The 19,375-nt window shown below is 61.6% G+C and carries 17 protein-coding genes and 1 pseudogene; 10 read left to right on the plus strand and 8 right to left on the minus strand.

What is annotated here, in order from left to right; all coding sequences use genetic code 11:
* The 8 genes and pseudogenes from JAO85_RS21220 to cydX form a co-directional block, all read left to right on the plus strand.
* Positions 1-120, plus strand: a pseudogene (locus JAO85_RS21220) (electron transfer flavoprotein subunit alpha/FixB family protein); the annotation flags it as partial.
* Between the two features lie 140 nt (positions 121-260).
* Positions 261-1,391, plus strand: a complete 1,131-nt coding sequence (locus tag JAO85_RS21225; protein WP_039050670.1) for an ABC transporter substrate-binding protein — start codon at positions 261-263, stop codon at positions 1,389-1,391.
* A gap of 283 nt (positions 1,392-1,674) precedes the next feature.
* On the plus strand, positions 1,675-2,631 hold the full coding sequence (locus JAO85_RS21230; RefSeq protein ID WP_003065748.1) for a nitronate monooxygenase family protein: 957 nt from the start codon (positions 1,675-1,677) through the stop codon (positions 2,629-2,631).
* A 240-nt stretch (positions 2,632-2,871) separates the two neighbouring features.
* Entirely contained in the window at positions 2,872-4,602 is a 1,731-nt protein-coding gene (gene cydD / locus JAO85_RS21235) for a thiol reductant ABC exporter subunit CydD (RefSeq protein WP_202788977.1), read from the plus strand.
* The gene (locus tag JAO85_RS21240) at positions 4,599-6,323 is read left to right on the plus strand and encodes an amino acid ABC transporter ATP-binding/permease protein (protein ID WP_202788978.1); all 1,725 of its coding nucleotides are present in this window, start codon (positions 4,599-4,601) and stop codon (positions 6,321-6,323) included. Before cydD ends, JAO85_RS21240 begins: the two co-directional genes overlap by 4 nt.
* Before the next feature lie 31 nt (positions 6,324-6,354).
* On the plus strand, positions 6,355-7,944 hold the full coding sequence (locus tag JAO85_RS21245) for a cytochrome ubiquinol oxidase subunit I (RefSeq protein ID WP_003065743.1): 1,590 nt from the start codon (positions 6,355-6,357) through the stop codon (positions 7,942-7,944).
* 13 nt (positions 7,945-7,957) lie between these two features.
* Positions 7,958-9,112: a cytochrome d ubiquinol oxidase subunit II gene (cydB, locus tag JAO85_RS21250; protein WP_003065741.1), complete on the plus strand. Its 1,155-nt coding sequence runs from the start codon at positions 7,958-7,960 to the stop codon at positions 9,110-9,112.
* A gap of 104 nt (positions 9,113-9,216) precedes the next feature.
* Positions 9,217-9,357: a cytochrome bd-I oxidase subunit CydX gene (gene cydX / locus JAO85_RS21255; RefSeq protein ID WP_003053063.1), complete on the plus strand. Its 141-nt coding sequence runs from the start codon at positions 9,217-9,219 to the stop codon at positions 9,355-9,357.
* A gap of 73 nt (positions 9,358-9,430) precedes the next feature.
* Here cydX and eda read toward each other — a convergent pair whose 3' ends face one another.
* The 6 genes from eda to JAO85_RS21285 form a co-directional block, all read right to left on the minus strand.
* Entirely contained in the window at positions 9,431-10,078 is a 648-nt protein-coding gene (eda, locus tag JAO85_RS21260; RefSeq protein WP_039050668.1) for a bifunctional 4-hydroxy-2-oxoglutarate aldolase/2-dehydro-3-deoxy-phosphogluconate aldolase, read from the minus strand.
* Positions 10,063-11,910 (minus strand): phosphogluconate dehydratase, encoded by a 1,848-nt coding sequence (gene edd, locus JAO85_RS21265; protein ID WP_202788979.1) that lies wholly within the window; start codon positions 11,908-11,910, stop codon positions 10,063-10,065. The genes eda and edd overlap by 16 nt, the downstream gene beginning before the upstream one ends.
* A 99-nt stretch (positions 11,911-12,009) precedes the next feature.
* Entirely contained in the window at positions 12,010-13,017 is a 1,008-nt protein-coding gene (locus JAO85_RS21270; protein ID WP_003065736.1) for a TRAP transporter substrate-binding protein, read from the minus strand.
* 121 nt (positions 13,018-13,138) lie between these two features.
* Entirely contained in the window at positions 13,139-14,419 is a 1,281-nt protein-coding gene (locus JAO85_RS21275) for a TRAP transporter large permease (protein WP_012839281.1), read from the minus strand.
* Positions 14,420-14,429: 10 nt separating this feature from the next.
* Positions 14,430-14,936 (minus strand): TRAP transporter small permease, encoded by a 507-nt coding sequence (locus JAO85_RS21280; protein WP_012839280.1) that lies wholly within the window; start codon positions 14,934-14,936, stop codon positions 14,430-14,432.
* Positions 14,937-14,955: 19 nt separating this feature from the next.
* Positions 14,956-15,492, minus strand: coding sequence for a gluconokinase (locus tag JAO85_RS21285; protein ID WP_003065728.1), 537 nt, complete (start codon positions 15,490-15,492; stop codon positions 14,956-14,958).
* Between the two features lie 182 nt (positions 15,493-15,674).
* On the opposite strand from JAO85_RS21285, the gene JAO85_RS21290 reads away from it, so the two are divergent.
* Positions 15,675-16,748 carry a LacI family DNA-binding transcriptional regulator gene (locus tag JAO85_RS21290; protein WP_202788980.1) on the plus strand — a complete coding sequence of 358 codons (1,074 nt, stop codon included), beginning with the start codon at positions 15,675-15,677 and terminating at the stop codon, positions 16,746-16,748.
* A gap of 10 nt (positions 16,749-16,758) precedes the next feature.
* Here the strand turns inward: JAO85_RS21290 and JAO85_RS21295 are convergent, their stop codons facing one another.
* Positions 16,759-17,343 (minus strand): GbsR/MarR family transcriptional regulator, encoded by a 585-nt coding sequence (locus JAO85_RS21295; protein WP_003053080.1) that lies wholly within the window; start codon positions 17,341-17,343, stop codon positions 16,759-16,761.
* 233 nt (positions 17,344-17,576) lie between these two features.
* On the opposite strand from JAO85_RS21295, the gene JAO85_RS21300 reads away from it, so the two are divergent.
* Complete coding sequence (locus JAO85_RS21300; RefSeq protein WP_039050678.1) at positions 17,577-18,749, plus strand: acyltransferase; 1,173 nt, start codon at positions 17,577-17,579, stop codon at positions 18,747-18,749.
* 62 nt (positions 18,750-18,811) lie between these two features.
* On the opposite strand, the gene rnk is transcribed toward JAO85_RS21300, so the two are convergent.
* Complete coding sequence (gene rnk / locus JAO85_RS21305; protein ID WP_003063629.1) at positions 18,812-19,219, minus strand: nucleoside diphosphate kinase regulator; 408 nt, start codon at positions 19,217-19,219, stop codon at positions 18,812-18,814.
* Positions 19,220-19,375 lie beyond the last annotated feature (156 nt).

Here is a 19,375-nt window from a genome sequence, read left to right on the forward strand (position 1 = left end):
GATTCCAAGGTGATCGTGGCGATCAACAAGGACCCCGAAGCACCGATCTTCTCGGTGGCCGATTACGGTCTGGAAGCCGATCTGTTCACGGCCGTGCCCGAACTGGTCAACGCGCTGTAATTTGGCGCACATCAAAAGAGGGGCTTCAAGCCCCTCTTTTTCCATGGGCGCCTGGCTCGTACAGGTCAGGTCATCAACAATAATTCGGCAGCTGCATGGGCGCTTCAGACCCACTGCATTGATGGAGAGGGAGACTCTGAATGAATCGCAAGCATTGGGTGTTGGCGCGAGCCGGTTTGGTTGCCATGTGTGCAGGTGCTGTTTTGGTGGCACAGGCCTGGACGGTAGGGCAGGTGGCTCCGATGTCGGGGGCCGAAGCCAGTCAGGGGCGGGCCTATGCGCAGGGGATGCGTCTGTACTTTGACCAGGTCAACAAGGCTGGTGGTGTGCAGGGCCAGTCTGTGGAGCTGGCCGTGCTCGATGATGTGGGCCATCCCGAAGAGACCGTGACCAAGACGCGCAAGCTGCTGAGCGAATCCAAGCCCGTGGTGCTGGCAGGCTATTTCGGCAATCGCAATCTCTCGGCCTTGCTGGAGAGCAAGGCTCTGGATGGCTCGCAGATTCCGCTGGTGGGTTATCAAAGCACGGACACCCGTGTGCTGGCATCACCCCAGATGTTCTCCACGCGTGCAGGGCTTGTCGAGCAGATCGCAAAGATTTCCACCCACCTGGCCACCGTAGGCATCACGCGGCTGGCGCTGGTGTTCGAGGAGCGACCCGATGCACAGGAGCTGACGGCCTTGGTGACCAAGGCCGTGAACCCCAGCGGGGCCAAGCTGGTCGCATCGGCCATGCTCAAGAGCCGAGGTGGCTCGGACAAGGCTGTGCAGGAGCTGCAGGCTGCGAAGACTTCGCCTCAAGCCATTCTGTTGGTGGCTTCCAGTCCTGCCACGGCGGCATTTGTCGAGGCATATCGTATGGAGGGCGGTACCGCCCAGGTCTATGCCACGGCCGAGGCCGATATCGAGCAGTTGGCCAAGCGTCTTCCTGTGGAGTACATGAGCGGTCTGTCGATTGCCCAGGTGGTGCCCAGTCCCTACAAGGTCTCGGGCAAGCTCAACAAGGAGTTTCGCGACGCGACGATTGCTGCGGGCAAGTCCCTGGACGTTCCGGTGAGCTTTGCGATGATGGAAGGCTTTGTGAATGCCAAAGTCATCGTGGAGGCCATGCGTCGCAGCCAGCCGGTGACGCCGGAAAAAATGAGTGCCGCCTTGCGCGGACTGGAGTCTTATGACCTGGGTGGCTACTGGGTGAACTTCAAGCCCGGTCAAGTGGGATCCAAATATGTGGACCTGTCCATCGTCAATGCCGCCGGGCGTGTGACGCAGTAAGAAACCAAGGCCTGACGCAGCACCGCGCTCAGGCCTTTTTTGCGGCCGCGCCCATCACGATGATCCTCCGTGCACAGAGAAGGCAAAAACTGTTGCCCTGGGGACAGGGAGTGGCGCGATGGCAGGCGAAACTGGCCAAAGGCCAGTCGGACGGCTTCACCGTCGGCACAGGGGTGCAAACAGTGAGCCGTCCTTCGAACTGCTTCTGAAATAAGAGCTGCCTGCGTATCTGGAACAAACGCTACAGCCCTTTTTATTTATAAAACGAAGAAGGAGACAACATATGTCCAAGCTGCCACCCGCCCTCAAAAAGCTGGCTCTGCCTGTCATCGGCTCGCCGCTTTTCATCATCAGCAATCCCAAGCTTGTCATCGAGCAGTGCAAGGCCGGTATCGTCGGCTCCATGCCTTCTCTCAATGCCCGCCCGGCCGAGCAGCTGGAGGACTGGCTGGCAGAGATCACCGAGACTCTGGCGGCCTGGGACAAGGCCCATCCCGATCGCCCTTCGGCACCATTCGCCATCAATCAGATCGTGCACAAGAGCAATGACCGTCTCGAGCACGACATGCAGGTCTGCGCCAAGTACAAGGTGCCCATCATCATCACCAGCCTGGGCGCGCGTGAAGATGTGAATCAGGCCGTGCATGGCTGGGGCGGTGTGGTGCTGCACGACATCATCAACAACAAGTTTGCTCGCAAGGCCATTGAAAAAGGTGCCGATGGCCTGATCGCCGTGGCAGCCGGTGCTGGCGGCCATGCGGGTGTGAAGAGTCCATTTGCCCTGGTGCAGGAAATTCGCCAATGGTTTGACGGCCCTCTGGCGCTGTCCGGCTCGATTGCCACGGGGGGGGCGGTTCTCGCGGCCCAGGCCATGGGTGCGGACTTTGCCTATATCGGATCGGCCTTCATTGCCACCGACGAGGCGCGCGCCGTAGAAGCCTACAAGCAGGCGATCGTCGAGGGCAGCTCCGACGACGTGGTCTACAGCAATCTGTTCACAGGCGTGCATGGCAACTATCTGGCACCTTCGATTCGTGCGGCCGGTCTGGATCCGGAAAACCTGCCCGAATCCGACCCCAGCAAGATGAATTTTGGCGGCGGTGCGCAAAAGGCCTGGAAAGATATCTGGGGCTGTGGCCAGGGTATCGGTGCCATTGACAAGGTGCAGTCCACGGCGGAGCTGGTGGCTCGCCTCAAGCGTGAGTACGCCGAAGCCAAGGCAAGCCTGCTGGTTGCCTGAGGCAGTTCACTATCTTCTGTGCCAACGGCGTCTTCGGACGCCGTTTTTTATGGGCGGCTTGCTCGCTTGATGTTGCTCAAGCACGACTTGCTCAAGGGTTAACCCTTGTTAAATTGCTTCGGAGTTGATGCGTATCAATGTAGGCCTGGTCCTGCAATTGGCTTTTGCATATCAAGTCATGATGATTGTCAAAAGAAGAGTAGTATTCCGTTAATTTCAGTAAATACTGAAAATTGAGAAATGCAGCACACCCCTTCTTCCTCCACCGACAACCAGGTCGATACAGCACATGCCAAGTTGGCGAGCGTCATCCGTCGCCCCAGCGCGGGAGCTGTGTGGCAGGTGTTTGCCGGGCTGATATGGCTGCCGCAGGCAGCCTTGCTGGCCAGGGCTGTGCAACTCATGGCCAACGGTCAGGGCATGGCGGCCGTCTGGCCCATGGCTGCTGGCGTGTTGTTGCTGGGCTTGCTGCGAGCCTGGGCAGAAGGCCATGGCGGCATGCTGGCCAACCGTGCAGCGCGTGCGCAGCTCAGCAGCTTGCGCGCCCGGGTGGCGCAGTCGCTGGCTCAGACATCGCCGCTGGACAAGAGCCGTCCAGCTTCCGGCCAGGCCGCCAGTGCCATGGCCGAGCAGGCCGAGGCCATTGTTCCGTGGCTGGCGCGTTACCAGAGCGCGATGTGGCGTGTGCGTTTGCTGCCCTTGGTGATTTTGGCTGCCGTGGCCTTGCAGTCATGGGTCGCTGCTCTGATTTTGATGGTTGCCGCGCCGCTGATTCCGCTTTTCATGGCGATCGTGGGCTGGCGTGCCAAGGCGGCCAGCGAAGAGCAGATGCTGCAGCTCGGTCATATGAACGCTTTCTTGCTGGACCGCCTGCGCGGCCTGAGCACGCTGCGTGCTCTGCATGCCGTGGAGCTGACGGGCCAGCGGCTGCGTGACCATGCCGAAGACCTGCGCACCCGCACCATGCGCGTGCTGCGCATTGCCTTTCTGTCTTCTGCGGTGCTGGAGCTTTTCTCGGCACTGGGCGTGGCCATGGTGGCCGTCTATATAGGTTTTCACCTGCTGGGCACGCTGAATTTCGGCGCCTGGGGCGACAAGCTCGGTCTGGGCCAGGCCATGTTTGTGCTGCTGCTGGCGCCGGCATTTTTCGAGCCTTTGCGCGATCTCTCGGCCGTCTGGCATGACAGAGCTGCGGGCGAGGCCGCACTGCAGACCTTGCAGAGCATGCAGGCGCAGTCCATGCAGGTTGTCGGTGCGCAGCATGCCGCTGAAGCATCTCCGGTCGATGAGCAGTCATGGCCTGGCCAGCCTGTGTCCGTAAGCGTTTCGGAACTCAAGGTTCAGGTGCCAGGCAGTGACTCCAGCCTCGCGCCGCTGTCTTTGCACATACAGGCTGGCGAGCATGTGGCGCTGTGGAGTCCCAGCGGCAGCGGAAAGTCCGTGCTGCTGGCGCAGATTGCCGGCCTTTTGCCGGTACAGCAAGGCCGTATCGAAGTCGACCGGCAAACGCTTGATGCCGGCAGTGCTACCCAGCTGCGCCGGCGCATGGCCTGGCTGGGGCAGTTGCCCCATGTCTTTGCAGGCTCGGCCGCGCGCAATATTGCGCTGGGGCGACGTTCTGTAGGACCTGAACAGATTGCCGAAGCTACGCAGCTGGCGGCACTTGATGAGGCCCTGGCGCATCGCCCCGGCGCAAGCCTGGGTGAGGGCGGCGCAGGCCTTTCCGGTGGCGAGGTGGTACGTTTGGCTCTGGCACGTATGGCCGCGCAGACACAGGCCGGACTGCTGCTGGTCGATGAACCTACTGCTCATCTCGATCCCGAGACAGCAGCCCAGATCACGCAGTCTCTGCGCCATCTGGCCAGGGGGCGCACCATGCTGGTCGCCACCCACGATGCACAGCTGGCCGCTGCCATGGATCGCGTGATCGAGTTGCCGCTGCCGCGACCGGCGCGGGAGTCGCAGCCATGAAGATGCAAACCATTTCAATGCGCGAGATGCTGAAGCTGCTGGGCCAGATGGCGCCGCGCAATCTCTGGCTGGGAGGTGCAGCCCTGGCAGCGCTTACGGTGCTGATGGGCATGGCATTGCTGGGCTTGTCGGGCTGGTTCATCACGGCCACGGCACTGGCCGGGCTGGTGCCTGCCACGGCCCTGGTGTTCGATGTGTTCATGCCGTCGGCCGGCATTCGCTTGCTGGCCGTGGGCCGTACCGGTGCCCGCTATGCCGAGCGCCTGGTGACCCATGATGCCACGCTGGCCGTGCTGGCCGCTTTGCGCCAGAGACTGTTCCTGAGCTGGGCTCGCCCGCAGGCCGCCCGCCTGCTGCTGCAGCGCCCGGCAAGGCTGTTGCAGCGTCTGACCTCCGATGTGGATGCCCTGGACAATCTTTATCTGCGCCTGCTGGTGCCCGCCGTAGCGGCGCTGGGCGCGGCCTTGCTGGCGGCTCTGGCCTACGGATTCATGCGCTGGTGGCTGGGCCTGTTGACCCTGGCGTGGCTGCTGCTGACTGGCTGGGGCATCGCCCTGTGGCATGGTTTGCGCAGCCGCAAGGCTGCCGTACGCCGTGCCATGGCACTGGAGGCCATGCGTGCCCAAACCGTGGATCTGGTTGCAGGCCAGACCGAGCTGCTGATGGCAGGCCAGTTGCCTGCCCAGGTGCAGCAAGTGCTGCATAGCGATGCGCGCTGCGCCCTGGCCGATGAGCGGCTTTATCAATCCGAAGCGGCTGCCGCCCAGGCTTATGGTGCGGCGTCGGCCTTTACCTTGAGCGCATCCGTGCTGTTGATGGCCTGGTTGATGGAGCAGGGCCGCATCAACGCGCCGGTTGCTGCGCTGGGTATTTTGCTGGCACTGTCGGCAATGGAGCCGTTTGCAGCTCTGCGCAGAGGGGCAGAGCAGGCCGGGCGTACCTGGCTGGCGCTGCGCAGGCTGGCTCCACCGCTGGCGGCCAAGGCCGAAGCGGCAGAGAGTCCGCAGCCGCCTGTGCAGAAGCTGGCCGTCAGCCTGCAGTCTGTCCGACTGCGTCAATTGGGTCCGATAGACCTGAGCGTGCGCCAAGGCGAGCGCGTGGCGCTGATTGGCAGCAGCGGCGCAGGCAAGACCAGCTTGCTGCATTTGATGGCGGGTGAGCTGCAGCCGGACGAAGGCGTGGTTCAGGCCCGCGGCTGCAGCTGGATGACACAGAGAACCGAGCTTTTTCAGGACAGCCTGCGCAACAACCTGAGTCTTGCCGATGCCAAGGCCGACGATGAGCAGCTGTGGGGCGTCCTGCAGGCTGCAGGTCTCAGAAGCGACGTCATGGCCCTGCCACAGGGGCTGGACACCATGCTGGGTGAAGGCGGCCTGGGTCTGTCCGGAGGCCAGTCGCGCCGGCTGGCACTGGCCAGACTGCTGCTGAGCCCAGACCGCTGCTGGCTGCTTGATGAGGTGACCGAGGGACTGGATGCCGTCACTGCTGCCGATGTGCTGAAGCGGTTGGTGCAGGCGGCTGAGAGCGGCGCGCGAACGCTGATTTTTGCCACGCATTGGCAGCGTGAGGCGAGCCTCGCCGATCGCATTGTGTATCTGCAGGCAGGACAGGTGAGAGCGCAGGCCCTGCGCGGCACCCCAGAGTTTGAGCAGCTGATGGCAAGGCTGCGACCCGATGCGCTGGGTGCTGTTGCACCGCAGTCCATATGTTTTTCCGATTGATTTTTGAAGTACCGAGAGAAAGGACCTGACCATGGACCTCGATATCGTCGATTTATCGCGACTGCAGTTTGCGATAACGGCGCTCTACCACTTTCTGTTTGTGCCGCTGACACTGGGCCTGTCCATACTCGTTGCCATCATGGAAACGGTGTATGTGATGACCGGACGAGCCATCTGGCGCGACATGACCAAGTTCTGGGGCGTGCTGTTCGGCATCAACTTCGCCATGGGTGTGGCCACCGGCGTGGTGATGGAGTTCCAGTTCGGCATGAACTGGAGCTACTACAGCCACTATGTGGGCGACATCTTTGGTGCACCGCTGGCGATCGAGGGTTTGATGGCCTTCTTCATGGAGGCGACCTTTGTCGGCCTGTTCTTCTTTGGCTGGGATCGCCTCTCCAAGGTCAAGCACCTGATCGTCACCTGCCTGATGGCCATAGGCACCAACTTCTCGGCGCTATGGATTCTGGTCGCCAATGGCTGGATGCAGAACCCCGTGGGTGCTACTTTCAACCCCCAGACCATGCGCATGGAAGTGAATGACTTCTTTGCCGTGCTCACCAATCCCGTGGCGCAGGCCAAGTTTGTGCACACGGTGTCGGCGGGTTATGTCATGGCCTCGCTGTTCGTGCTGGGTATTTCGGCCTGGTATCTGCTCAAGGGTCGTCACATCCATCTGGCCAAGCGCTCGATGACGGTGGCCGCATCCTTTGGTCTGGCTGCTTCGCTGTCGGTGGTGGTGCTGGGTGACGAGTCCGGCTATCTGTCATCCGAACACCAGAAGATGAAACTGGCGTCGATCGAAGCCATGTGGGAGACCGAGCCCGCACCGGCTTCCTTCACGGCCTTTGGTTTCCCCGACCGCGAGGCGCGCGAGACCCACTTTGCCGTGCACATCCCATGGGTCATGGGCCTGATCGGTACGCGTTCGCTGGACACCCAAATTCCCGGCATCAACGAATTGGTCAAGAGTGCGGAGGGCAATATCCGCAACGGTATCGACGCCTATGACGCGCTGCAGACCATTCGCAAGGCCAGGACCGATGCCGAGATTCCCGCCGAGGCACGTCTGCGCTTTGAGAACAATGGTGCCAATCTGGGTTACGCCCTGCTGCTGATGCGCTATGTGGATGACCCACGCAAGGCGACCGAAGCACAGATCCACCAGGCGGCAATGGATACAGTGCCGCCGGTCGGTCCACTGTTCTGGACCTTCCGCATCATGGTGGCCTTGGGCATGTTCTTCATCGTGCTGACCGGCACCTTCTTCTGGCTGGCTGCCCGCCACAGGCTTGAGGCCTATCCCTGGCTGCTCAAGGTTGCCGTGTTCTCGATTCCGCTGCCCTGGATCGCCGCCGAATGTGGCTGGGTGGTGGCCGAGCTGGGTCGTCAGCCCTGGATCATCGAAGGCGTGCTGCCCACGGCCATGGCGGTTTCCAATCTGGGCGCGAAGACGCTGTTGCTGACCATTGCCGGCTTCGTGCTGATCTACACCGTGCTGCTGGTTATCGAGCTCAAGCTGATGGTCAAGGCCATCAAGAAGGGCCCCGAGCATGAGAGCGAACCTCACCTCAGCCTCTACGAACCAATGATCAAGAAGCTGGCACGCGGCCAAAGCTGAGAGGAGCAACCAAATGATCTTGCATGAACTGATTTCATATGACGTGCTGCGCCTCATCTGGTGGCTGCTGCTCGGCGTGCTGCTGGTGGGCTTTGCCGTCACCGACGGCTTTGACCTCGGCGCCATGGGCCTGCTGCGCGCCACGGCCAAGACCGATGTCGAGCGCCGCACGGCCATCAACTCCGTCGGCCCCGTGTGGGAAGGCAATCAGGTGTGGCTGATTCTGGGTGGCGGCGCCATCTTTGCGGCCTGGCCCCAGCTTTACGCCGTGTCCTTTTCGGGCTTTTACCTGGCCATGTTTGCCGTGCTGGTGCCGCTGATCCTGCGCCCCGTGGCGTTCAAGTTCCGCAGCAAGCATGAGGATGCGGCCTGGCGCAATCGCTGGGACTGGGTGCTGTGCATCACGGGTCTGGTGCCAGCGCTGCTGTTCGGCGTGGCAGTGGGCAATGTGATCCTCGGCGTGCCATTTCGTCTGGGCGACGATATGCGCATTTACTATGACGGCAGCTTCTTCGGTCTGCTCACGCCTTTCGCATTGCTGTGCGGTCTGGTCTCGCTGTCCATGCTGCTCATGCACGGTGCGGCCTGGCTGATGTTCAAGACCGATGGAGAAGTCGCCAGCCGCGCCGCCAGGTACGGCACATGGTTTGCCGTGCTGACCACCGTGCTGTTTGCGGCTGCCGGCCTGTGGCTGGCTACAGGCATCAACGGCTATGTGATTACCAGCGAGATCAACCCCGTCGGTCCCTCCAACCCCTTGAACAAGACCGCAGCCGTGGCTGCCGGTGCATGGATGGCCAACTTCAAGTCCTATCCCTTGCTCTGGCTGGTGCCCGGTATCGGCCTGCTCATGCCGCTGATCGTGGCCATCGGCTTGCGCAGCCGTCGCGAGTGGCTGGCGCTGCTGGCAAGCGGCCTGGCGATTGCCGGAATCATCCTGACCGTGGGCGCTGCCATGTTCCCCATGATCCTGCCCTCCAGCATTGATCCGCGCTTCAGTCTGACGGTCTGGGACTCGTCTTCCAGCCATGTCGTGCTCTTCATCATGCTGGTCTGCGTGCTGATCTTCCTGCCCTTGATCCTGGCCTATACCAGCTGGGTGTACTCGGTGCTGCGAGGCAAGGTGGACGTGAAGGCCATCGTGACCGGTCAGGGCCACTCGTATTGAGATGGGACGCCCCTCGGACGCCATGCTGCGTTCTTCCTTCTGTGTGAGGGGCGGTTCGAATATTGTTGGCCCATGCATTGGATGGGCCGAATGAAAGGAAACTTATGTGGTATTTCGCCTGGTTGCTGGGTCTGCCGCTGGCAGCAGCCTTTGCCGTGCTCAATGCGATCTGGTTCGAGTTGATGGATGACGAGGCAACGCGTCGCAAGCTTCTGGAGCGAACCAAGTCGCTGCCGGATGCCTGAGTCGCCAAGACATGGAAAAGCCCGGTCGGCTTGGAGCTGACCGGGCTTTTTTATGGATGAGGCCTTGTCTTGCTCAGGCCGTGCGAGAGCTTCGCAACGTCTGCGTGGCCTGAGCCAGCTCGGTGATGAGTGACCAGTTGCCACTCTCCACGGCACTGGCTGGGACCAGCCAGGAGCCGCCCACGCAGACCACATTGGACAGCGCCAGAAACTCCGCCGCGTTGCCGGGCGAGATGCCGCCCGTGGGGCAGAAACGCAGCTCTCCGAACGGACCTTGCCAGGCCTTCAGCATCTGGATGCCGCCCGACTGCACGGCGGGGAAGAACTTGAGCTCGGTAAAACCGTCTTCCTGAGCCATCATGATTTCGCTGCTGGTTGCGACGCCGGGCAGCAGCGGCAGGTTCAGATCGCGGCAGGCCTGGCCCAGCTTGCTGGTATAGCCGGGACTGACGGCAAACCTTGCGCCGGCCCGAGCAGCCGCCGCGGCATCGGCTGCATTGCGCACGGTGCCCGCACCGACGATGGCTTCGGGCAGTTGCTTGGCGATGGCCTCTATGCAGGCCAGGCCCTGAGGCGTGCGCAGCGTGACCTCCAGAACCCTGATGCCGCCGGCCAGCAGTGCTTTGGCCATGGGCACTGCATGCTCTGCGTTGTGCAGCACGATGACCGGAATCACCGGTGCATCCTGCATGATGGACAAGGCGGTCATTTCAGCAGCCATGTGCAAGCTCCTTCTTCTGCGCTCAGCGCATTGCGCCGGAATCCGGCAAACAGTTCACGGCCCAGGCCGCGGTAATTGGCTTGCTGCAACGCAGTCGGCATGATGGCCAACGGCCTGGCTGCCCATTCGGCATCCGTCAGCTCGGCTTGCAGCAGGCCGGTGGGGGCATCGAGCACGATGATGTCGCCGCTTTGCACCTTGGCCAGCGGGCCGCCTGCCAGTGCTTCGGGACTGACATGGATGGCTGCTGGAACCTTGCCCGATGCACCGCTCATGCGGCCGTCGGTGACCAGGGCCACGACATAGCCCTTGCCTTGCAGCACGGCCAGCGGAGGGGTGAGCTTGTGCAGCTCGGGCATGCCATTGGCCTGCGGACCCTGCCAGCGCACTACGCAGACGACGCCATTGAAGCCATTGGTCTGGCAGGCCTGCTCCAGCGCACCGGATTTGAAGGCCGCCTGCAATTCATCCTGCGAATCAAAGACCCATGCCGGTGCCCGCAGTGCGTGGCGATCTTCAGGTACGGCGCTGATCTTGATGACACTGCGGCCAAGATTGCCTTTGAGCAGCTTCAAGCCGCCCGTAGGGCTGAAGGGGCGGCTGGCAGGGCGCAGAACAGTGTCATCGCCGGAGATGCCCGCATCCCGCCATTGCAACTGATGGTTTTCGACATGGGGGATGCGCCCGAAGGCAGCCAGCCCCTCGGGCCTCACCGTGAGCACATCGCCATGCATGAGTCCGGCCTGCAGCAGCTGGGCGATCACGTAACCAGGGCCGCCTGCGGCCTGGAACTGATTCACATCGGCGCTGCCATTGGGGTAGACGCGGGCCAGCAGGGGAACTACCGCAGACAGCTGCTCGAAGTCATCCCAGTCGATGACGATTCCGGCAGCTCGGGCCACGGCCACCCAGTGGATCAGGTGATTGGTGGAGCCGCCGGTCGCCAGCAGGGCCACCATGGCGTTGACGATGCAGCGCTCGTCCACGACATGCCCTATGGGGGCAAAGCGCCGGCCCCGGGTGATGGACAGCACGGTACGCATGGCTTCGCGCGTGAGCAGTTCACGCTCTGCGTCGGCGGGGTTGATGAAGGCTGTGCCGGGAACATGCAGGCCCATGGCTTCGAGCAGCATCTGATTGCTGTTGGCCGTTCCGTAGAAGGTGCAGGTGCCCTGATCATGGTAGGCCGCGTTTTCTGCCGCGAGCAGCTCCTGCCGGCCGACCAGGCCCTGCGCCGCCTGCTCGCGTACCTTGGCCTTGTCGCTGTTGGACAGGCCCGAAGTCATGGGGCCGGCAGGCACGAACACCATGGGCAGGTGGCCGAAGTGCAGGGCGCCGATCAGCAGGCCGGGAACGATCTTGTCGCAGACGCCCAGCATCAGGGCCGCATCGAAAGTGTCATGCGTGAGAGCCACGGCGGTGGACATGGCAATCGTGTCGCGGCTGAACAGGCTCAGCTCCATGCCCGGCATGCCCTGGGTCACGCCGTCGCACATGGCAGGTACACCGCCGGCCACCTGGGCCGTTGCGCCGTTGCGCCGGGCTTCGTCTTTCAGAATATCGGGGTAATGCGCAAACGGCGCATGGGCAGAGAGCACATCGTTATAGGCCGTGACGATGCCGACATTGGGGCCTTTTTCCTCAACGATGCGAATCTTGTCCGTACCGGGCAGAGCCGCAAAGGCGTGGGCCACATTGGCGCAGCCCATGGTGCGTACTTGCGGAGGGCGCGCGGCCATGGCATCGACCTGTGCCAGATAGTCGGAGCGGCTGGCGCGGCTGCGCTCCTGGATGCGCCGCGTCACCTGGTCCAGAACGGGGTGAAGTGCCATGATGAAAGTCCTTGGGCAGCAATGCCTGTGCTTGGGGCGCAGGCATTGTCTTGGAATGAGTCAGAGCCATGCCCGGGGCATGGCTCCATGGTTGGGCGCTTATTTGGCGCGAGCTTGCTTGACGGCTGCCTGCACAGAGTCCCAGGTACCTTGACCCACGGACTTGGCAATGCCGGCATTGACGGTGCCGAGCTTGTCGCGCATGCGGCCTGCTTCGGCGGCTGGCAGTTCGTTGACCTGCATGCCCTTGGTCTTGATCTCGGCCAGGGCCTTGGCGGCTTCTTCGCGCGTATCCTTGCGCTCGAATTCACGGCTCTTGATCGCAGCATCTTGCAGCACCTTCTTCTCGGCAGGGCTCAGCGTGTCCCACCACTTCTTGCTGACCGTCACGATCCAGGGGCTGTAGACATGGTTGGAGACGGTCAGGTACTTCTGCACTTCATAGAACTTGCTCGACAGCACCGTGTTGAAGGGGTTTTCCTGACCGTCCACGGCCTTGGTTTCCAGCGCCGTGAACAGCTCGGAGAAGGGCAGGGGAACGGCATTGGCGCCCAGGGTCTTGAAGCTGTCCAGGAAGACATTGTTCTGCATCACGCGCAGCTTCACGTCCTGAAGATCTTCCAGCTTGGTGATGGGGCGCTTGTTGTTGGTCAGATTGCGAAATCCATTTTCCCAATAGACCAGACCCACCATGCCCTTGGGCTCCAGAGTGGCCTTGACCTTCTCTCCCACGGGGCCGTCCAGCACGGCATCGGCCTCCTTGGTGTTGGCAAACAGAAAAGGGGTGTCCCAGATCGCCATTTCGGGCGACAGGCCCACCAGCGTGGCGGTGGAGCCGACCATCATTTCCTGGGCGCCGCCGATCAGGGCCTGCTGCATCTGCGTGTCCGAGCCCAGGGATGCGTTGCCGATGGCGCGGACCTTCATCTTGCCACCGCTGGCCTTTTCCACTTCCTTGGCGAACATGCGCACGGCACGACCCTGGTTGGAGTCTTCCACCAGGCCGTAGCCGAACCGCACCAGGCGGGGCTTGAAGTCCTGCGCCTGAACGGCACCGGCGGCCAGCAGCATTGCCGTGAGGCCCGCGACTGCAAATTTGATACGCATACCCGTCTCCTTGCTTGATTGGGCCTGGGCCCTTTGATGAAATTGGAACTGCCGTGATGCGCTTGACTGAAGTGCGCACCATGCTATGAACTTAAGAGCTTTCATGAATGGAATGCCGTTCTCAGTGCATCCATTTGAGCGGACCCGTGACCAGCTGAGGGAAGATCACGAAGAGCACGGCCAGCAGCACATAAACCATCAGGAAGGGATTCGTGCCCTTGATCACGGTCTCCATGCGCAGCCTGCCGACCCCGGCCACCACGTTCTGCACCGTGCCCACCGGAGGGGTGATCAGGCCGATACAGCCCACATAGATGAACATGAAGCCGAAGTACACGGGATCGATGCCGGCCTTGACGGCCAGCGGCGCGCAGACCGGACCGAAGATCAGAATGGTCGGGGTCAGATCCATGGCGGTGCCGACCACGAGCAGGAAGAGCATCATCACGGCCATGAAGAGCATGGGCTGATCCAGCAGACCCGAGAAGCTGTCGGCCAGCATATTGGGCAGGTCGGCGAGCGTGATCATGTAGGCGGTCACAGTGGCCGCTCCGCAGAGGAACATCACCACGGCGGTGGTCTTGGATGCGCCCAGAAAGACTTCGTAGAGCCTGCTCCAGCTCATCTCCCGATAGACCACCATGGACACGAACAGCGCGTAGACCGCGGCCACCACTGCGGCTTCTGTCGGCGTGAAGACGCCGCCCTTGAGGCCACCCAGAATGATGACAGGCATCATCATGGCCCAGAAGCTCTTGGCCAGTGCCTTGAGGCGCAGGCCCCAGCTCACGCGTTCACCCGAGGTCAGCTGGTATTTGCGCGCGATGAACCACCAGGCGGCAATCAGAAAACCGCCCATGAACAGGCCGGGAACGACGCCCGAGAGAAACAGCTTGCTGATGGAGGTGTTGGTGGTGACGCCGTAGATCACGAACGGCATCGAAGGCGGAATGATGGGGGCGATGATGCCGCCCGACGCCAGCAGGCCGGCGCTGTAGCTGTCGGGATACTTCTGGTCGCGCATCATCGGCAGCAAGATGGTGGCCAGCGCGGCGGTGTCGGCAATGGCCGATCCGCTCATCGAGGCCAGCAGCACGGCTGCGCCGATGGCCACGTAACCGAGGCCACCCGGGATATGACCGACAAAGGCGCGGGCCAGATCGATGATGCGGCGCGACAGGCCGCCGGCATTCATCAGCTCACCTGCCAGGATGAAGAATGGCACGGCCAGCAGCGGGAAATTGTCGAACCCGGCTTGCAGGTTCTGCGCGAGCAGCTGGGTGTCGAAAAAGTCCAGGTGCCACATCAGTGCAACACCGGTGAGTATCAATGCATGCGCAATCGGCATGCCGATCACCATGCCGCCGATCAGCACGGCGAGAAAAATCAGGGTAACGACCATTGCGCTCTCCTTACTCCACGCTGGTTTCAGAAGATTCGGACGGGGTACCGCGCAGCATGTCGCGCACCACGACCAGCAGCATGCCTATGGCCAGCACCAGCGTCGCCGCTGCGCCCAGAGCCAGGGGGTAGCCCAGCACGGTGCTGTAGCTGCTCCAGCCGGCAACGACCTGCTCCCAGGAGCCCCACAGCAGCAGGGCCATGCAGGCGCCGATCAGCAGTTGCGAGACCCAGAACAGGACTTTGCGGGTGATCGGGCCGACCCGCGATGTCACCATGTCGAAGCCCAGATGGGCGCCTTCGAAAGCCGCCACGATGGCGCCGATGGCCACCAGCCACACAAACAGCAGGCGCGAGATCTCCTCATAGGAGACGATGCTGGTGTGGAAAACGTAGCGCAGCACCACGTTGACGAAAACGGCAACCACCATGCCGGCCAGGGCCAGCACCATCAGGCCTTCGGCCAGGCGCTTGAGCCATGGCTTGCGGCCCTGTGCCTCTTTGCGATCTTCAGACATTGGCTGTCTCCTGCTGTCTTTATGCTTGGGATTCGCGCCTTGCCCATTGCCGGGCCGCGAGCGCGATGTCGTTGAGATTCATGGTGGCGCTGACGGTCAGAACATCGGGCTCCTGACGCGGGTCTTCCAGCGTCGTGAACTGATTGGCCACCAGGTCGGGTGAGAAGAAATGCCCGGGTCGGGTCTGGACGCGTTCCAGGGCCGTGGCATAGTCGAGATCGAGAAACACAAAACCCAGCTGCTGGGCGCTGCGCAACTGGTCGCGGTACTTGCGCTTGAGCGCCGAGCAGGTCAGTACCAGGCCGTGTTCGGCATCTGCCTGAGCCAGTCGCTGCGCCAGGCGTTCCAGCCAGCCTTCGCGGTCGGCATCCGTCAAGGCAATGCCGGCCTGCATCTTGGCCACGCTCTGGGGGGAGTGGTAGCTGTCGCCTTCCACCAAGGTCCACCCCAGTTGACGGGCGATGGCTTCTCCTGCGCTCGATTTGCCGCAGCCGGAAACACCCATGACGACGAGTGCCGACATGGTGCCCTGAGGCTGGATCTTGCTTTGAATCATTTTTGGATAGCGCTATCCGATGTGGTTAAAAAATGAGCAGCCTGCTGCTTTCTGAGATTGGCTTCAGACCTTGGTCGAAGGCAAGTCAGTGCTTTCATCAAGCTGCTTCTACAGACTTCATTTCAAGTCTGGATAGCGCTATCATACTCAAAAAACTTCAGGCATCTGATTAGGAGATTCCCTTGCCTCCCGAGACCCGTACCAAGAGTGAAACCCCGGCCGACAGCGCTTCTTCAAGGCGATCTCGTGCCAGCGGGCGTGTCACCCTCAGCGATGTGGCACAGGCTGCGGGCGTGAGTCCGATGACGGTCTCCAGAGCCTTGCGCGGAGAGCGTAGAGTAGCTGCTGCCCTGGTCGACAAAGTGCGCGAGGTTGCGGATTCTCTGGGTTATGTGCCCGATCTGGCAGCGCGTGCACTGGCCTCGCAAAAAAGCACCCAGGTGCTGGTACTGGTACCCATGCTCTCCAACACCTTGTTTGTGGAGGTCCTGGAGGCTGTGCACAAGGTGCTGTTTGCCCAGGGCTATCACATGCTGATCGGCGTGACCCACTACGACCCTGCGGAGGAAGAGCAGTTGCTGCGGGCCTATCTGCCCATGCGACCTGCCGGGCTGTTGCTGACCGGGTTTGATCACAGCGAAGAGTCGCGGAAATTATTGGCTGCCAATCCCGTGCCGCGCGTGCATCTCATGGAGTTGCGCGAGCCCGGCACGGGCCCCGATTGCTACAGCGTGGGTTTCTCGCAGATTGCAGCGGGCGCTGAGATGACCCGTCATCTGCTGGACAAGGGATACAGACGCATCGCATTTTGCGGAGCCCAGCTCGACGCGCGTGTCATGCAGCGCCTGGAAGGTTATCGGCAGGTGCTCAAACAGGCCGGCCTGTATGACCGGAGCCTGGAGATTCTCAATCCCGAGCGTTCATCGCTGGCGCTGGGTGCAAGGCAGTTTGAGACACTTCTCAAGGCGCGGACTACGGTGGATGCCATCTTTTTCTGCAATGACGACATTGCACAAGGCGCATTGCTGGAGGCCAATCGCATGGGGGTCAAGGTGCCGCAGCAGGTGGCGATCGCCGGGTTCAACGATCTGCCTGGCAGTGATCAGATGGTGCCGCCTCTGACCACCATCCATACACCCAGGGATGAAGTGGGCAGAAAAGCTGCCAGCATGCTGCTGCAGTTGCTGGCAGGGGACACCGTCAGAGAGGCCAGCGTGGATCTGGGCTTCAGGCTGGTGCCCAGGGCCAGCACCTGAGTTGTCGGCGTCAGGCTTCCGAGCCTGACTTGCCTCGCCCGGTAATCTTGTCTTTCAGGTCCAGCAGTCGGGTCACGGCGGAGCCCATGCCCATGAGCTGCATGGCGGTCTCTGGCGACAGACGCTGAACATCGTCAAACCAGCTCATCAGCTTGTCGATGAGCTCGTGCATATCGCGCATGCGTTGCTGGGCGTAACGTTCTTCGTCGGTGCTGGCTTCTTCCATCATGGCGGCACGCAGCATGGACTGCGTGGGCTCGATCTCGCGGCGGCGGCGCTCTTCGGCCAGTCGCTTGAAGATTTCCCAGACATCCTCGGGTGCCTGGAAGTATTCGCGCCGGTCGCCGGGCTGGTGACGCAACTGAACCAGCCGCCAGGCCTGCAGCTCCTTGAGCCCCATGCTCACATTGGAGCGCGAGAATTCCAGCGTGTCGGCAATCTGGTCTGCGTTCAGCGGCTCGGGCGAAATGAACAGCAGGGCATAGATCTGCCCCACGGTGCGATTGATGCCCCAGCGGCTGCCCATCTCGCCGAAATGCGAAACAAATTGTCGGCTCAGCTCCGACAGTGGTTTGGCTTGCGTCATGGCCTCCATTGTGCCTTTGCCCGGGGTTCTCAGTGGGGCAGGGAAATCAAGCCGGAGTGCAATCGCTCTGGTTTTGTTCATGCTTGGCGCATGAAGCCCGCGCAGATATGTTTCGTAAAACTTGCAACGCTGTCAGCAAATTGTTGGGAATCGGCGCAAAATCGCCATCCTGTTTTAAGTCGGCTTCTTTACGTTGCCTGTTGCCGGGCAAACTCACCCTGCTGCCGGGCAGCCGTGATCTGATGGTTCAAAGTTCTATTTCCTCTCATTCCCGCAGTGCCCTGATCGACTGTACCAAGGGGCTGGCTTGTGCTGCCATCGTCTGGCATCACCTGGCTTTCTACGGCCCCATGTCCGATGTGGCTCACCCTGTCATGCCCGACCTGCTGGACTGGCTCTATGAGTACGCCCGTATGGCCGTGCAGATCTTTCTGGTGATCGGCGGTTTTCTGGCTGCAGCCAGCCTGGCTCCCATGGGTCTGGCGCGGTTTGATTCACCCTGGTCCAAGATTGGCAAGCGCTTTGTGCGTCTGGTCGTGCCTTATGCCGTGGCACTGGTGGTGACGATCGTGGTGTCTGCGGCGATTCGTCCCTGGTTCGATCACGAGTCCGTGTCCGCCGACCCCGATCTATGGCAGCTCATGGCCCATGCCTTGCTGCTGCAGGGCATTGTGGGCGAGGAGTCACTGTCGGCTGGCGTCTGGTATGTGTCCATAGACTTTCAGCTGTTCGCTGCGACCGTGCTGCTGCTGGCCGGAGTGCGCTGGCTGCAGCAATGGGCGCTGAAACGCTGGGGCGATACGGCCATGAAGCGCTGGTGGCCCTGGGCTGTGACTGGCATGCAGGGGCTGGTGGTCGTGGGGACGGCAGCTTCGCTGCTGAGCTTCAATCTCGATGCAGACCTGGATGTCTGGGCGATTTATTTCATGGGTGCCTATGGCATCGGCATGATGGCCTTCTGGGCGGTGGCGGCAGACAAGCGCCTGACGGCCTGGAGCTGGGGCATGCTGATTGCGGCTCTGATCATCGGCGCACTGGTCTATGAGTGGCGTGACCGCATTTTTCTCGCCGGCGTGACCGCGATGCTGCTGATCGTTTGCATGCGTACCGAGGTCATTGCCCGCTGGCAGGGTTTTGCGCCGCTGCGTCGCCTGGGAGAGATTTCCTACTCGGTATTTCTGATTCACTTTTCCATCTGCCTGCTGGTCAACGCAGTGGTCAACCATTTCTGGCACGGTTCGGTCACCGCCGCCGTGGTGGGCATCCCGTTTGCCTTTGTGCTTTCACTGACTGCCGGCTACGCGCTGTATCAACTGGTGGAGCGCCATGTTTCGTCCTGGAGTCAGGCCCTGCGCTGGCAGGCAGGCCTGATCGGCGCGGGTCTGCTGACCACCATGCTGGCCGGCTTGCGCTGAGTCTGATCCAGGCAACAAAAAAAGCAGCTCCGGTGAGCTGCTTTTTTGTTGGGTGAGCCGGTTCAGCGATGGAGCTCGCCCGCGCTTTCGGGCTGGAACTCGATGGCATCCACACGCACGGTTACCTGGCCGGTAGGGCTGGGCATCTTGAACTCATCACCCACTGACAGGCCCAGCAGGGCGATGCCTACCGGCGCAAAGATGGAGACCTTGTCGGCGCTGCCATCCATATCCTTGGGGTAGACCAGTGTCAGCGTATTGGTCTTGGCGATCTCGAGAATGGTGAAGCGCACGGTGGAGTTCATCGTCACCACGTTGGCGGGTATTTCTGCGGGGTCGAGTACATCCGCGCGGTCCAGCTCCGCCTCCAGTGCATCACGGCCGGGGAACTGGCTGTTGTTCTTTTCCAGCAGCGATTCAATGCGATCCAGGTCCAAGGAGGACAGAGTGATATTGGGCTTGCGCTCCATGTAGTAACTCCCTTGCGAGATGGTGTGGTTGGCGCTTTGGCGTTGCGCAAACGGACAAAAGCCCGGGCAACGGTGTTGTCCGGGCCAAGGCATTCAGTGAAAGGCACCAACTTGGTGCATTGAAGGGATTGTCGGCGCTGAATCGCAAACTGCCAA

Origin of the sequence: Comamonas sp. NyZ500, from assembly GCF_016772095.1 — a bacterium.
Taxonomy (GTDB): Bacteria; Pseudomonadota; Gammaproteobacteria; order Burkholderiales; family Burkholderiaceae_C; genus Comamonas; species Comamonas thiooxydans.